This is a genomic window from Pontibacter rufus (genome assembly GCF_015694705.1).
GTDB classification, from domain to species: Bacteria; Bacteroidota; Bacteroidia; order Cytophagales; family Hymenobacteraceae; genus Pontibacter; species Pontibacter rufus.
Genome location: NZ_JADQDR010000002.1, coordinates 39,778 through 54,686 on the forward strand (window position 1 = coordinate 39,778; position 14,909 = coordinate 54,686).

Below are 14,909 nucleotides of genomic sequence, written 5' to 3' on the forward strand. Positions count from 1 at the left end.
TTAAACTATGGCTTGGCATCAGCCACATCGGTTCGGAAAGGCGAAGCGGGCAGGCCCTCTTTGTTGTATAAGTTGGCGCCGAAAGGATTGTCTGCCCAGGCATAGCGCACATACTTCGGATTGGGCACCTCGTCGCTCCATACCACCACCTTGTTGCCCTCGATTTTGGCCTCGGCCCAGACAAACTTTTTATCCGCCCCCGCAATGGCAAACCGGGAAAGCGGCTCCCCGTCTATGGAAACCAGTCCGCTGCCCGTGTTTGTAAAACTGAGGATGATTTTATTCCCTTCTACTTTGGCAGACTGGAAAAGCGGGCCGGAAGAAACGAGGTTCTTCTCGCCATACGCCAGCTTCTGCGCGGCAAGCGCCAGCCGTTCGCCCACATCTTTTTTGTCGTCGGGGTGAATATCGTTCCACTCGCCCAAGTCAATGGTGACCGCCATAGCGGTGTTGGGCACCGACAAGGTCTGCAGGGCCGCCTCCCGCATCAGGGCCCAGTTGCTTTCGGCTGGCAGGTAGGTCACATCCATAAAGTTGGGCAGCTGCACGTACAGGAACGGGATATTCCCCTCCTGCCATTTCTCCCGCCAGTCACGTATCATCGCCGGAAATAGCTTCTTATACTCTTCTGGGTTCCCCGCGTTGCTCTCGCCCTGGTACCACACAATGCCTTTGATGGTATAGTTCGTCACAGGCGCCACCATGGCGTTGTACAGGGCTGTGGGCTGATTCTGTAGGTTCATACCATTAAATCCGCCGGTGCCGGGGCGGTATACTTCCCCTACTTTGTACTGCCACGTGCCTTTCAGGTCGATTTCCTGCCCGTTGGCTTGAATAAAATAGGGCTTGTCCGGCACAAAGCCGCCTTTGCCGCCATTATTACTCACCCGCACCACCAGCAGGTTCTTGCCCGGTTTCAGCACGCCCGCCGGGATGCTGTACCTGCGTTGCGGATACTGGTAAGTGGTGTTACCTACCTGCTTGCCATTGATGTATAACACGTCCGCATCCACTATTCTGCCAAGAAACACTTTGGCCGGCACGCCCGTCATCGATTCGGGCACCTCTATTTCGCGGCGGTACCATACGACGCCGTCCAAGTCCCGGACGCCTTGGTCTTCCCAGTAGCCGGGAATGTTAATGTTCTGCCAGCCCTTTGGAACATAGGCGGGGTCATACCATTTCACCGCTTCCGTTAAGCCTTTGTCCTGCTCCGGCTTTGCCCGCTGAGCGGCAGCGGCGGCCATGGCGCGGCGGTTTATACTGTTCACGTAACTCGTATCCTTGTTTTTATCGATGGTGGCGGTAATAGCGGGAAAAGCCTTCAAGCTTTCCTCACTCATCCAGGCCTCGATGGGCGTGCCTCCCACGCTGGCGTTAATCAAACCGATGGGGATGTGGTATTGCTCATATAGTTTGCGGGCGAAGAAAAAGGCCACCGCCGAAAAATCGTTCACGTCCTCGGGGTTGGCCGACTTCCAGGAGCTGGGGGGTAAATGTTCTGCAGGGCCCTGCAGGTTGGTGGTGGTCGGAATCCAGAACTGCCGTATCTGTGGATAGTTGGCCTTGGCAATGTCCTCGGCATAGCGCACGTTGTGCAGCTTCATCTGGTGCACCATGTTCGACTGGCCGGAACAGAACCATACATCGCCCAGCAGGATGTCTTTCACCGTGAGGTGGTTGCTGCCGCGGATGTCCATCGTATAAGGACCACCGGCAGGCATGGGAGTAAGTTTAATATTCCATTTGCCATCTGCGCCGGTCGTTGCCCGGTAGGTCTTCCCCTTAAACTTGATGGTCACCTTCTCGCCGGGGTCGGCCCAGCCCCATACATTGGCTTTGGCGTTTCGCTGCAGCACCATGCCGTCGCTTACCAGTTGGGGCAGCCTTACTGCTGCTTCGGATGCGAATGCCGTGCAAAGGCAGCAGCAAAGAAGTATAACAAAGGGTTTGAACAGTGCGATCCTTGTTCTTCGGGATACGCCTGCAGTTCCGCCATTTGATCGTTTCATCTGGTAAAAGTTTAGGGAGGTTTGAGCAATGCAGCTGGCTGCCGGTAAAAAATTTAAGGTAAAGAGGATGTGAAAATACATTCTCTTTACCTTAAGTAAATCTAACCAACTATAATTTTCATACCTGTTTTATTTTGTAATTAACGGTCTTGAGGGCGCAGGAGTAAGCATACTCCTGCTGTAATTATGCCCTGCTAACTTTTAGCCGTCATATTACAGAAGGTAATGCCGTACCGCTGCGCCGCCGGCACATGATTAAAAAGATTAGCTGCCCCATGAGAGCAGCCAATCTCTTTAATCATGTATCAAATTAATTATAGCCGGGATTCTGATAAGCAGCTTTCTCTGCCACATCCAGATCCATGGCATCAAGCTGCCCCTGCGGAATAGGGCGCAGGTAAAGATACGGCTCAATATGACGCGTGATGGTTTGCGGCGTATGGTCTCCGTAGCTCACACCGCAAATCCGGTATGTAGAAGCGAGTTCTTCCCATTTTTGGGTACGCACTAAATCAGACCAGCGGTAGCCCTCCGCATAGTATTCACGCGAACGTTCGGCCAGAATGTAATTAACATCTATTGTTTGCGGGGTGGCAGCCACCATTTCTTCGCTGTGGTCTTCTATTTTAATTGTGTTTCCGTTGTTGTCGTAGCGCCACTGACCGGCACGTGCCCGGATAACATTAATCAGGTCTCTGGCGCTTCTACCTCCTGTTGCACCCTTTACAGCTGCTTCGGCCGCGATGAAGTATAGCTCCGAGAATTTGGCAATGTTAAAGGGCCGGGTACTGGCGGCATTCGGCTGTCCTAATCCATCGCCATTGTCGGTGCGGTAAGTACCCATTTTCCAAAGCCCGGGATACACAATCCTGCTGATGCCTTCAGGGGCTATCACAAAATCAGATCTGCCGGGCAATTCGCCTGCGCCGACGTTGCTTTTACCTGCTCCGTCAGGGTAGTTAATAGGCGTTTCCGGCTGTTCGTCCAGGAAAGTCAGGATGGCCCCACCCGGGGAAACCGGCAGATTGTTTGCATTATACACAACATCCGCAGTAACGCCTCCTTTAGGCCAGTTGCCGCGGTAAACGGTGGTAAAGGTGCCATCGTAGCGGGAGTCGTTCGTCTTATCGGCAAAGGTGTTCTCCACTACGCCAATCGGAGGCGCCATACGTGTCCACGGACGCCCCAGGTGTTGTTCTGCTGCCCGCTGAACAGAACTTATCACATTGGTCCAGTTGGGATCAGTAGCGCTTCGAATGTTGGTGTAGTTCCATGTCATCATCCAAACGGCAAAGTTATCGGGAGCGCCGCCACCGCTATACGTCAGGCTGCCTCCGTTATAAAACTCGCTTGTCTCGGTGTGGTCGGCATACAGCAGTATTTCAGGGTTACGGTCGTTTGTCCCCACGTGTACGTCGTAGAAGGTTGGCTGTAAACCGAACGGCCCCGGGTTGTCAATGGCCGTGGTGGCCACATCATACGCCTGCTGGAAGTACCACTGGGCGTCATGCCCGTCCGGGTCCGTACGGGGAGCCTCCGGATAGGTAGGAATGTTATTCGGGTTTTCCAGCCACCAGGCGTAGGTCAGGTAGGCTTTTGCCAGATAAAGACGGGCAAGTGTTTGGGTGGCGCCACCGGTCACACGCGGATTTACCGGCAGATCTTCTACTGCTTTCTGCAGGTCCGGGAAAATAGCTTTGGTGTATACTTCCGGCACCGTATTGCGCACAGAAGTCCGGACAGGATTTGTGTTGAACTTCAGCTCTCCCGAACCCAGATCCAGCGGCACGCCGCCGAACGTTTGTACCAGATTAAAATAGTCAAACGCGCGGAAGAACCTGGCTTCAGCAATCAGTGCATCCGAGATAGTGCCTACTGCGGCAGCATTTTCAATAATGCCGTTGGCAGTATTGATATTGGAGAATGAGATACCCCACAACACATCGGCACGACTGGTGGTGGAAGTAATTTCTCCCTGGCCTGACAGGTCCATGACCAGAAAGTTTTGGTCTGCACTCTGTGCATAGGTTGCTTCATCCGTACCGGTTTCGGTGGCGTTGTAGTAGTAGGCTTGCCCGTATATGTAGCGCAGGTGGGCATACATTGATGTTATGCCACCCAGAACCCCTCGCTCGGTTTTGAAAAATTCGGGTGTATAAATACTACGTGGCTGTTCTTCCAGAATATCCTCGCAGGATCCCAGGAACAGTGACATCAGCAGGGCTGTTCCTATAAAAGTTTTTTTATGAATTCGTTTCATCCTTCTCTTTTTAAAATGTGACATTGAGACCAACCAGGTAGTTGCGTGTTGCCGGCGCATTAGTGCCTATCGTCAGCAAACGTCTTTGGTAACTACTTACTGCCGAATTCTCATCGCCATATGAGTTTGTTTCAGGGTCCATACCTGACTCTTTATGGTAGGGCGAGAACATCACAAACGGGTTCTGGGCGCTCACATAAAGCCGCAGGTTGTTGATTCCGACATTTTTCAGCCAATTACTGCTATCAAAATCGTAGCCAAGTGTGATGGTGCGTATCTTCAGGTACGATGCATCAAAATAACCCATGGTGCTGCCATACTTCGGATTGTCGCCGCTTTTTAAGCTTGCCGGGTTGGGGTATTTGGCATCAGTGTTTTCCGGTGTCCAGTAGTCCACATCAACGTTATTCCTGCGTCCGTTCAACATGTTAAGATAGCCTGACGAACCGTAGAGCGTGCTGATGAGGATGCCGCCGCTTTGAAAGGCACCAACTGCAGTCAGGTCAAATCCCTTATAAGATACGCGGGTGTTGAAGCCCCCCTGGAAATCAGGGTTCACATCCAGAATCTGGCGATCTTCAGGGCCAATGGCTCTCACAGGGGTTCCGTCGGCATTGTAATCGCCGGTATATTTCACCCTGATCATGCCAATTGTTGCATCAGGATCACCTGGATTCGGCTCCAGGATATCCCGGTACGGATCATCCTTCTGCCACAGGCCTATTTTCTCGTAGTCGTAGATGACATTAATAGGGTGCCCCACAAACCACCAGTTGCTTTCATCTCTTTCTGCGCCGGAAGAAAGTGCTACCAGTTTGTTGCGGTTGCCATACAGGTTAACGCCTGCTTCCCATCTCCACCCGTTCACATCATCCAGGATCACGCCATTAAGCGAAAGCTCGACTCCTTTGTTCTGGGTTTCTCCGATGTTAGCCGTGTAAAAGTCCACACCCGATGTAGCGGGCAGGTTCAAATTCAGCAGGATGTCGCTGGTTTTCGTTACATAGTACTCTACCGTACCGGACAGGCGGTTGTTGAGGAGAGCGAAATCCAATCCGTAATTCCAGGTCTTGGAGAATTCCCAGCCAAGGCTCGGGCTAGGCAACTGGTTTACATAGTACCCTGTTGCGTAATCATCCGGGCCAAAGTTGTATGGCCTGGTACTTAAACGGCCAAGGGTAGAGTATGGCGCAACCGCCTGGTTGGAGGTTTGTCCGAAGCCTACACGCAGTTTCAGCATGTTTATAAGGCTGACGTCCTGCATAAATGCTTCTCTGGCGATATTCCAACCGGCAGATACGGCCGGGTAAGTATGCCACTTATGTCCCGGAGCCAGCCTGGAAGAGCCATCGGAACGAACAGTAACGCTCAGCATGTAGCGGTCGTCGTAGGAATACATGGCGCGTCCCATCCACGACAACAAGCCGTATTTTACATACTGCTGGTTATTAGGATCGACGGTGATTTCGCCGGCAGCCTGGCCCAGGTTGTAGAACTGGAAATCATCGGAGGGAATATCCCTTGCGCCAATGCTTGAACGGTTGTATTGGTTTTCGGAGGCAGAGTATAATCCGACTAAGTTTACCATGTGCTTTCCGAAAGTGCGATCGTAAGTTAGCAGGTTTTCAAGCGTCCAGTCTGTCGTAAGCGAGTTGCTGATAGAAGCAGTGGAAGGGGTGGTCGGATTAGAGCTGTTTATTCCCTCTCCTGTATAGCTGCCACCGTTACTCTGGCGATAATTCACACCAAGGTTAGCACGATACTTCAAGCCTTCCACTCCCGGGATTTCCACTTCCCCGTATAAGGTATTGTAGGTTGCAAACGAGCGGCTTTGGCTAAGCCATTTGTCGCTTAAATCCTCTACAACATCGCGGGTGTATAGCCATGTTTCATCCAGGGGCATGCGAATCGTTCTTTTCAAAGTGCCGTCTTCGTTGTACGGGCTGGCAAGCGGCGACATGCTTAAAATACCATACAAGCCTACATTGGAGCCCTCCGTAACGTTATAGTTATTGTAGGTAGAGAAGCCGACGCGGACATGCTCCCCTATTCCCTGATCGAGGCTACCACGAATAGAGTAACGTGTGTATTGCTGCGTAGGGATGACACCTTTATCCTGAAAATAACCAGCGCTGAAGTTATAGCTGCCCTTTTCGGTGCCGCCCGAAACACCTAAGTTGTGGTTTGTTGTAACACCGGTCCGGTACAGCAGGTCCTGCCAATCCGTGTTTACGTCCTCAGATTCGTCTTCTCCCAGTTGTCCCTGAAAGAATTTAGGTCCGGCTGCCTGACGCAGTGCAAAGAACTCCGGCCCGTTCATCATCGGATATCTGGCAAAAACATCTTTCACACCATAAAAACCACTGTAGCTTACTTGTGGTTTTTGCCCTGTTTTTCCTGTTTTGGTAGTTACCAATATAACGCCGTTGGCGCCGCGCGAGCCATAAATGGCCGTTGCCGAAGCATCCTTCAGGATATCAAGACTCTTGATGTCGTTGGGATTGATGTCGGAGATAGATCCGGGAAAAGGAATACCGTCCAGCACCACCAAAGGGTCGTTACTGCCGGACAGCGAGCGTGTACCGCGGATACGGATCTGCATAGAGGCACCCGGCTGAGAGGATGTTTGCGTTAACTCCACCCCCGGCAAGCGCCCTTGAAGGGCTTGGGTAACATTACCCGATGGCACCTCGCGTAGTTCATCGCCACCTATAGAAGCAACAGATCCTGTCACTGCTTCTGCCCTTTGGGTACCATAGCCCACCACTACTACCTCTTCCAGTGCCTCGGCATCTGTGCCCAGTTGTACATCAATGGTCGAGCGGTTGTTTACAGGCACCTCCTGACTTTCGTAACCGATATAAGAAAAGACAAGCGTTCCGGTGCCGTCCGGCAAATTGATAGTGTAGTTGCCCTGTGCATCTGTTGGGGCAGCTGTTGTCGTTCCCTTCAGGAGTACTGTTACTCCTGGCAGGCCCGTTCCTGTTTCTGCATCCGTTACACGGCCGGAAACGGTAAAGGAACCGTTCTGAGCTATTGCCTGAGCGTGCGCCGCTATAAAAACAAGAAGCGCAAGTGCCAGTTTCATAACCATGGGCACACGCAGCCGCCTGGTCAGCAGTTTAAGGTTTTCTGTAAAATCACATTTCATAAGTATCGGGGTTTAGGTTTTATTAGCATTAAGAGAAATTTGATTCCTGAATTATGGCCTTAATTAGCATGATTGCGCTTTGCTACAAGGCTGCTGCATGTACTTTGCAATCCATCATTACTCCTTGTACACACCCATCAGAGGTGAGCAACTCCTCACTTCCATGTAAACATCAAAAATTAATCTGTATTTTGCAACCGATTGCAGAAACTTTTTTTTCTTAATCTGATTAACTCTGACGGAAAACACCTTCAAAATACCTCCAACACCTCCTTATAATGCAACAAATAGTTGTGTAGAAGTTTTACCAATGACCTGAACGGAATATTTTTCAGTAAAAATGAACCTTTATAAATAATTTCTGCTAAATTGTAGCGACTAAGCGCTCACTGCGACCACCTTTGGCCATGAATCAGGCAAAATATTTTTAAAATCTATTGCAATCGGTTTCATTACATAGCTATAGCCGGTACACTTGCAGATTGATATGTATGGATAAAGAAATAACCATCTACGATATAGCCCGGGAATTATCTATCTCTCCTACCACCGTAAGCAGGGGGCTGAATAATCACCCGGCCGTAAAAAAGGATACCAGGCAGAAGATATTTGATGCCGCCAGCCAGATGGGCTACCGCACCAATGCATTTGCCAGTAACCTCAGAAAGAAGCGCACCAACACCATCGGCGTGATTGTGCCCAGGCTGAACAGCAGCTTTCAGTCCTCGGTGATGGCAGGCATGGAGAAAGTGGCCAACGAAGCAGGCTATAACCTGATTATCAGCCAGTCGCTGGAGACGGTGCAGAAAGAAATAGCCAATGCCAAAACCATGTTTGACAACCGGGTGGACGGTCTGCTGGTGTCCATCGCTTACGATACAGAGAATACAGACCATTTTGAGCCTTTCTTCAGCAAAGGCATTCCGCTGCTGTTTTACGACAGGGTGCCGGAGCATAAAAACTGCACCAGCATCGTCATCGACAACATAAAAGCCGCTTATACAGCTACAACGCACCTGGTAGAGCAGGGCTGCACAAACATCATACACATCAGCGGCAACCTGAAAGTGAACGTGTACAAAGACCGGCTGAAAGGCTTTAAGTATGCCCTGATGGACAATGATATTCCGTTCACCAAAGCTTCGGTTATCACCACCGACCTGAGCGAGGAGGCGGGCATCAAAGCAGCGCAGCAGATACTAAAAATGAGCCCTTTACCGGACGGCATCTTTGTATCAAACGACAATTGCGCTGTGAGCTGCATTAAAACGCTGAAGCAGGCCGGCATCTCCATACCCGATGATATGGCGATTGTGGGCTTCAATAACGACCCTATCACCCGCATTATTGAGCCCAACCTGACCACCATAGATTACCCTGGCTATGAAATGGGCGAAGTAGCCGTTAGGAGCCTGATAAACTACTTAGATGGTGCCTCAGATGTAACTATCACCAACACCATTACCCTGCGGTCGGAATTGGTAGTTAGGGAGTCGACGAGGAAAACAGCGAAAGCAGAAAAGCCCAGTATAGCCAGCTAATGTCGCCCTTTGGAGGAGGTAGGGGAATGATTAACTTCTACGGACAAGTAATTTATACTTCAAGTGGAGTATGAATAAGGCAAGTTTTTAAACGTGTAAGTATAAAATGTGGCTCACATGGGTATATCTCAGATAGTAATCATCCCCCTACCCCCTTCAAAGGGGAACTTCTCAGCAAGGGTGTTCCGTATCCTTTTGCGTAACGTCAGTTATGTGTCCTTTTACCCATTTTAATATATCCAGTATGAAGCGTAAGCCTGTTTGTCTTTTACTGCTCCTGTTATTTTTAAATCTGCTAAGCGGCAGGTTAATGGCCGAAGATGGCTATAGGCTATGGCTAAGGTATGACCAGGTGCAGGATGCTGCCAGGCTGCAGGCTTACCGGCAGGCGGTAAATGAAATCATCATACAAGGGAGTTCCCCAACACTTTCGGCTGCGCAGGAGGAGCTTCAGACCGGACTTACCGGTTTGCTGGGACAGGCCATACCTGCGGCTCAAACACCAACGCAGCAAAACATACTGGTGGCCGGCACGCCTTCCGGCTCAGCCCTCATAAAAGAACTGAATCTTACAGATAAGTTGAAAGCAGTAGGCGATGAAGGCTACCTGCTGCTCAGCACCACCAAAAACGGCAGAAAGTATACGGTTATCGCGGCCAACACCGATATAGGCGTTTTATATGGCAGCTTCCACTTTTTAAGGCTCCTGCAAACGCAGCAGGATATCAGCAAGCTCTCGCTGGCCAGCGCCCCCAAAATCAAAAAACGCGTGCTCAACCACTGGGACAACCTGGACCGTACCGTGGAACGCGGCTATGCCGGATTTTCGCTCTGGAAGTGGCATACCCTGCCCGATTACATCGATCAGCGTTACATTGATTATGCCCGCGCCAATGCGTCTATCGGCATCAACGGCACGGTGCTGACGAACGTAAATGCCAATGCCCTCGTGCTCACACCAGTATACCTGAAAAAAGTAGCTGCTCTCGCCAATGTTTTCCGCCCCTATGGCCTGAAAGTATACTTAACAGCCCGCTTCAGCGCCCCGATTGAGATTGGCGGCCTGAAAACAGCCGACCCGCTGGACCCGCAGGTACGCGCCTGGTGGAAGAAGAAGTCAGATGAAATTTATACTTATGTGCCTGATTTTGGCGGCTTTTTGGTGAAGGCAAACTCCGAAGGGCAGCCGGGACCGCAGAACTATGGCCGCACGCACGCCGACGGCGCCAACATGCTGGCTGACGCAGTTGCTGCAAACGGTGGCATTGTGATGTGGCGTGCCTTTGTGTACAGCGACAAAGAGCCGGATGACCGCGCCAAGCAGGCGTATAACGAGTTTAAACCGCTGGATGGCCAGTTCCGCGACAACGTGCTGGTACAGGTTAAGAACGGCCCTATCGATTTTCAGCCGCGCGAGCCTTTCCACCCGCTGTTTGGCGCGATGCCCAAAACGCCGCTGATGATGGAATTCCAGATTACGCAGGAGTACCTGGGGCAGGGCACCACCCTCGCCTACCTCGCCCCTATGTATAAAGAGACGCTGGAAGCGGATACGTATGCCGAGGGCAAAGGCTCCACCGTAGCCAAAGTGGTAGACGGCACCCTGAATAATCATAAGCTGACTGGTATAGCCGGCGTGGCCAACATCGGTGATGACCGCGACTGGACCGGCCACCAGTTTGGCCAGTCCAACTGGTATACGTTCGGCCGCCTCGCCTGGGATCACAACCTCCCATCTGAGAAAATTGCAGACGAGTGGCTCAAAATGACTTTTACCAATAACAACAGGTTTGTAGCGCCGGTAAAAAATATGATGATGAACTCGCATGAAGCCATTGTTAATTATATGACACCGCTCGGCCTGCACCACATCATGGGCAGAAGCCATCACTACGGTCCCGGTCCCTGGGTAGAGGGCGGCCCCCGCGCCGACTGGACTGCCGTATACTATCACCGCGCTGATGCGCAGGGCATCGGTTTCGACCGCACCAAAACAGGCAGCAATGCGGTGGCACAGTATTTCCCGCCCGTAACCAGAAAATTTGCCAGCCTCGAAAAGTGCCCCGAAAAATATTTGCTCTGGTTCCACCATGTAAGCTGGGACTACAAGGTAAACTCCGGCAGAACACTCTGGAATGAGCTCTGCTACAAGTATAGCAGCGGCGTAGATACGGTGCGCCAGATGCAGGAAACCTGGAACAACATGGAAGGCCTAGTGGATGAAGAAAGATTCAACCATGTTAAAATGTTTCTGACCATCCAGGAAAAAGAGGCAAAATGGTGGCGCGATGCCTGCCTGCTATACTTCCAGACGTTCTCGAAGCAGCCCATACCACAGGATTTAGAAAAGCCGGACCATACGTTAGACTATTTCATGAGCTTAGACCCTAAGTTTGTACCCGGCATTTAACATTATACTTATGAATTCAGATTCCAACACCGCCACTAAAACGGCTATTGTAACCGGAGGAGCTTCCGGCCTGGGCTATGCCATTGCTGAGAAATTTGTGCAAAGCAACGTCCGCACCATCATCATTGGCCGCAACGAGCAAAAACTACAGGAGGCGAAAGAAGCCTTCGGCGACCTGTGCTCCTACATCGTATTCGACCTGACCAACCTGCCGGAAATACCGAAACTGGTAAGCGACATGGCAGACAAGTATGGCCGCATCGATATCCTGGTAAACAATGCGGGCATCAACATGAAAAAGCCTTTTACGGAAGTAACCGACGAGGAATTCCAGAACATCCTGCTGACCAACGTAACGTCGGTGTTTGCCCTGAGCCGCGAAGTAGTGAAAACCATGCTGCCACACCGGAGCGGGGCTATTGTAAACATCAGTTCCATGGCTGCCCAGTACGGTATTCCGAAAGTGATTGCTTATACGGCTTCCAAAACAGCTATTGAGGGCATGACGCGCTCGATGGCGGTGGATTTGTCGCCCCAGGGCATCCGCGTCAACTGCGTGGCGCCTGGTTTTATCGCTACGGCTATGTCGGCCAAAGCGCTCAACAACGACCCGGAACGCAAAAACAAGGTCCTTTCCAGAACGCCTATGGGCGAATTAGGCACCCCGGCAGATGTGGCAGATGCTGTTTACTTTTATGCCACTGAAGGCGCCCGGTATGTCACGGGCACGGTGCTTCCGGTAGATGGCGGTAACTCCATTGGCTTTTAGCAGCATTTTTATACTTGCTAAACCTTTTCATGTAAAAATAACACTTATATTTATACCCTGCTCCAGGGGTGAACAGGTAAATACTTTTTTGCGTGCGTAGCACAACGAAGGATATGATAAAAAACAAGCTATGGGTTATAGCCTGCCTCGCAATAGCCAGTTGTGGTTTTGTTGCAACAAAAGGGCCGGCGGAGGTATCGCTCAAAAAGGTTTTCAAAGATGACTTTTATATAGGTGCGGCCTTGAACGGCAGGCAGGTAATGGGCAGAGAACCGAAAGCAACAGCTATTATTGCGCAGCAATTTAACAGCATCAGCCCGGAGAACGTCCTGAAATGGGAATCCATCCATCCGCAGCCCGACAAGTATAACTTTGCGCCGGCCGACGCTTACGTCGCTTTTGGCGACAAGCACGACATGTTTGTGGTAGGCCACAACCTGGTTTGGCATAGCCAGACGCCGGACTGGGTGTTTGAAGATGCACAAGGCAACGCCGCCGGCAAAGAAGCGTTACAGCAGCGCATGGCCGATCACATCAACACTGTGGCCGGCAGGTATAAAGGCAAGATTGATGGCTGGGATGTGGTGAACGAGGCGCTGAACGATGACGGCACCCTGCGGGAATCCAAATGGTATAAAATTATTGGCGAGGAATACCTGGCCGACGCCTACAAACTGGCGCACAACGCTGACCCGAACGCAGAATTATACTACAACGATTACAACCTCTGGAAACCGGCCAAACGCGACGGCGCCATCCGCCTGGTAAAAGACCTGCAGGAAAAAGGCCTGAAAGTAGATGGTATCGGGATGCAGGGCCACTGGGGTTTGGAGAGCCCAAGTATAAAGCAGATTGAGGAAAGCATCGTCGCTTTTTCTAAATTGGGCAAAGTAATGATAACCGAACTGGACATTGACGTGCTGCCCAATCCCAGCCACCGCAGTGGTGCCGACATAGACGCCACCTTTGCATCTGATGAGAAGTATAATGTTTATAAAAATGGCCTGCCGGACTCTGTACAGCAGCAACTCGCACAGCGCTATGCCGATATCTTCGCTTTGTTCCACAAGCACCGCGACAAAATCAGCCGCGTAACTTTCTGGGGCGTAACAGATGCGGACTCCTGGCTCAACAACTGGCCCATGAAAGGGCGTACCAGCTATCCGCTGCTGTTCGACCGCAACTATCAGCCCAAGCCCGCACTGAAAGCTATTATCAACTCTGTTTCCAAAAACTAAACTCCCGCAAACTTTATGCTCTTATTAGGTATAGATATAGGTACATCATCCATTAAAGTATCGGTGGTAGATGCACAGACACAGCAAAGCCTGGCTTCGGCACAGTATCCGGAGGAAGAATCGGGCATTCTCACGCCTGAACCGGGTTGGGCCGAGCAATCGCCGGAAATGTGGTGGGAGCATACCAAAACAGCCATACATAAAGCCAACGCCACCGGCAAGTATAACCCAAAGGACATTGGTGCCATCGGCATTGCTTACCAGATGCACGGGCTGGTGGTGGTAGACAAAAACCAGCAAATACTGCGCAATTCTATTATCTGGTGCGACAGCCGCGCCGTTGAAATCGGCAACAAAGCCTTTGAGACCATTGGTGAAGAAAGAAGCCTGTCGCGCCTGCTCAACTCGCCCGGTAATTTTACGGCTTCCAAACTGGCCTGGGTAAAGGCAAACGAACCGGCGGTATACGATAACATCGACAAAGTTATGCTTCCCGGTGATTTCGTGGCCATGAAGCTGACCGGCGACATCACGACCAGTGTATCGGCGCTCTCGGAAGGTGTGTTCTGGGATTTTCAGGATGATACCTTGTCCGCTGATGTGCTCGATTACTATAAGTTTGAGAAGTCGCTGATACCAGAGATTAACCCGGTGTTTTCGGTGCATGGCACAGTGCAAAAGGCCGTGGCTGACGAACTGGGCTTGAAAGAAGGCATTCCGGTAACCTATAAATCAGGAGACCAGCCCAACAATGCGCTGTCGCTGAACGTGCTGAAACCTGGCGAAGTAGCTGCCACCGCCGGTACATCGGGCGTGATTTATGGCGTAAGCGACCAGTTGATTTACGACCCGCAGTCGCGCGTGAATACTTTTGCCCACGTAAACTATGGCGAGCAGCAGAAACGCTTGGGTGTGCTGCTGTGCATCAACGGCACCGGCAGCCTCAACCGCTGGATAAAAACCATTGCCGGCACCGGCATCAGCTATGCCGAAATGAACGCTGCGGCCGCTAAAATCAGCGTCGGCAGCAACGGTTTGCGCGTAATACCTTTTGGCAATGGCGCCGAGCGCATGCTCAATAACAAGATTGTCGGCTCTCATTTCCACAATATCGACCTGAACCTGCATACCAAGGCGCATCTGTTCCGCGGCGTGCAGGAAGGCATCGCTTTTGCATTCCGCTACGGCCTGGACATAATGCGCGAAAGCGGCATGAACCCCAGCATCATCCGGGCAGGCAAGGCAAATTTATTTTTGAGCGATACCTTTACAGAAGCTTTTGTAAACGCGACACACGTGCCGGTGGAATTATACCAGAACGACGGCAGCGTAGGCGCCGCCTTAGGCGCAGGCATCGGCGTAAAAGCTTTTAAATCAGAAGAAGAGGCCTTTACCAACAGCAAAAAACTGCAGGTAATTGAGCCCAAAGCAATAGACCAGTATGAGCCCGTTTACCAGGAATGGAAAGCCCTGCTGGGAGAACATCTGCATCAACTTTAAATTCATTTATCAAACAGGTAATCATTTA

The 14,909-nt window shown here is 51.2% G+C and carries 8 protein-coding genes; 5 read left to right on the plus strand and 3 right to left on the minus strand.

What is annotated here, in order from left to right:
* Window positions 1-5: 5 nt before the first annotated feature.
* From I2I11_RS04645 to I2I11_RS04655, 3 genes are all read right to left on the minus strand, one after another.
* Window positions 6-2,012 (minus strand): sialate O-acetylesterase, encoded by a 2,007-nt coding sequence (locus I2I11_RS04645; RefSeq protein ID WP_196266518.1) that lies wholly within the window; start codon window positions 2,010-2,012, stop codon window positions 6-8.
* A 310-nt stretch (window positions 2,013-2,322) separates the two neighbouring features.
* Window positions 2,323-4,272, minus strand: coding sequence for a RagB/SusD family nutrient uptake outer membrane protein (locus I2I11_RS04650; protein WP_196266519.1), 1,950 nt, complete (start codon window positions 4,270-4,272; stop codon window positions 2,323-2,325).
* A 10-nt stretch (window positions 4,273-4,282) separates the two neighbouring features.
* Window positions 4,283-7,423 (minus strand): SusC/RagA family TonB-linked outer membrane protein, encoded by a 3,141-nt coding sequence (locus tag I2I11_RS04655; protein ID WP_196266520.1) that lies wholly within the window; start codon window positions 7,421-7,423, stop codon window positions 4,283-4,285.
* Window positions 7,424-7,914: 491 nt separating this feature from the next.
* Here I2I11_RS04655 and I2I11_RS04660 point away from each other — a divergent pair, with 491 nt between their 5' ends.
* The 5 genes from I2I11_RS04660 to I2I11_RS04680 all read left to right on the plus strand — a co-directional run bounded on the left by I2I11_RS04660 (window position 7,915) and on the right by I2I11_RS04680 (window position 14,881).
* The gene (locus I2I11_RS04660) at window positions 7,915-8,964 is read left to right on the plus strand and encodes a LacI family DNA-binding transcriptional regulator (protein WP_196266521.1); all 1,050 of its coding nucleotides are present in this window, start codon (window positions 7,915-7,917) and stop codon (window positions 8,962-8,964) included.
* Window positions 8,965-9,208: 244 nt separating this feature from the next.
* The gene (locus I2I11_RS04665; RefSeq protein ID WP_196266522.1) at window positions 9,209-11,374 is read left to right on the plus strand and encodes an alpha-glucuronidase family glycosyl hydrolase; all 2,166 of its coding nucleotides are present in this window, start codon (window positions 9,209-9,211) and stop codon (window positions 11,372-11,374) included.
* A 10-nt stretch (window positions 11,375-11,384) separates the two neighbouring features.
* The gene (locus I2I11_RS04670) at window positions 11,385-12,143 is read left to right on the plus strand and encodes an SDR family NAD(P)-dependent oxidoreductase (RefSeq protein ID WP_196266523.1); all 759 of its coding nucleotides are present in this window, start codon (window positions 11,385-11,387) and stop codon (window positions 12,141-12,143) included.
* Window positions 12,144-12,256: 113 nt separating this feature from the next.
* Window positions 12,257-13,381, plus strand: coding sequence for an endo-1,4-beta-xylanase (locus tag I2I11_RS04675; RefSeq protein WP_196266524.1), 1,125 nt, complete (start codon window positions 12,257-12,259; stop codon window positions 13,379-13,381).
* A 15-nt stretch (window positions 13,382-13,396) separates the two neighbouring features.
* On the plus strand, window positions 13,397-14,881 hold the full coding sequence (locus I2I11_RS04680) for a xylulokinase (protein WP_196266525.1): 1,485 nt from the start codon (window positions 13,397-13,399) through the stop codon (window positions 14,879-14,881).
* The last annotated feature ends 28 nt before the right edge of the window (window positions 14,882-14,909 follow it).

What these genes read in the sequence shown, in the direction of transcription:
- I2I11_RS04655 (WP_196266520.1), bottom strand. Translation starts at nt 7,423, where the DNA reads ATGAAATGTGATTTTACAGAAAACCTTAAACTGCTGACCAGGCGGCTG.
- I2I11_RS04650 (WP_196266519.1), bottom strand. Translation starts at nt 4,272, where the DNA reads ATGAAACGAATTCATAAAAAAACTTTTATAGGAACAGCCCTGCTGATG.
- I2I11_RS04670 (WP_196266523.1), top strand. Translation starts at nt 11,385, where the DNA reads ATGAATTCAGATTCCAACACCGCCACTAAAACGGCTATTGTAACCGGA.
- I2I11_RS04680 (WP_196266525.1), top strand. Translation starts at nt 13,397, where the DNA reads ATGCTCTTATTAGGTATAGATATAGGTACATCATCCATTAAAGTATCG.
- I2I11_RS04645 (WP_196266518.1), bottom strand. Translation starts at nt 2,012, where the DNA reads ATGAAACGATCAAATGGCGGAACTGCAGGCGTATCCCGAAGAACAAGG.
- I2I11_RS04660 (WP_196266521.1), top strand. Translation starts at nt 7,915, where the DNA reads ATGGATAAAGAAATAACCATCTACGATATAGCCCGGGAATTATCTATC.
- I2I11_RS04665 (WP_196266522.1), top strand. Translation starts at nt 9,209, where the DNA reads ATGAAGCGTAAGCCTGTTTGTCTTTTACTGCTCCTGTTATTTTTAAAT.
- I2I11_RS04675 (WP_196266524.1), top strand. Translation starts at nt 12,257, where the DNA reads ATGATAAAAAACAAGCTATGGGTTATAGCCTGCCTCGCAATAGCCAGT.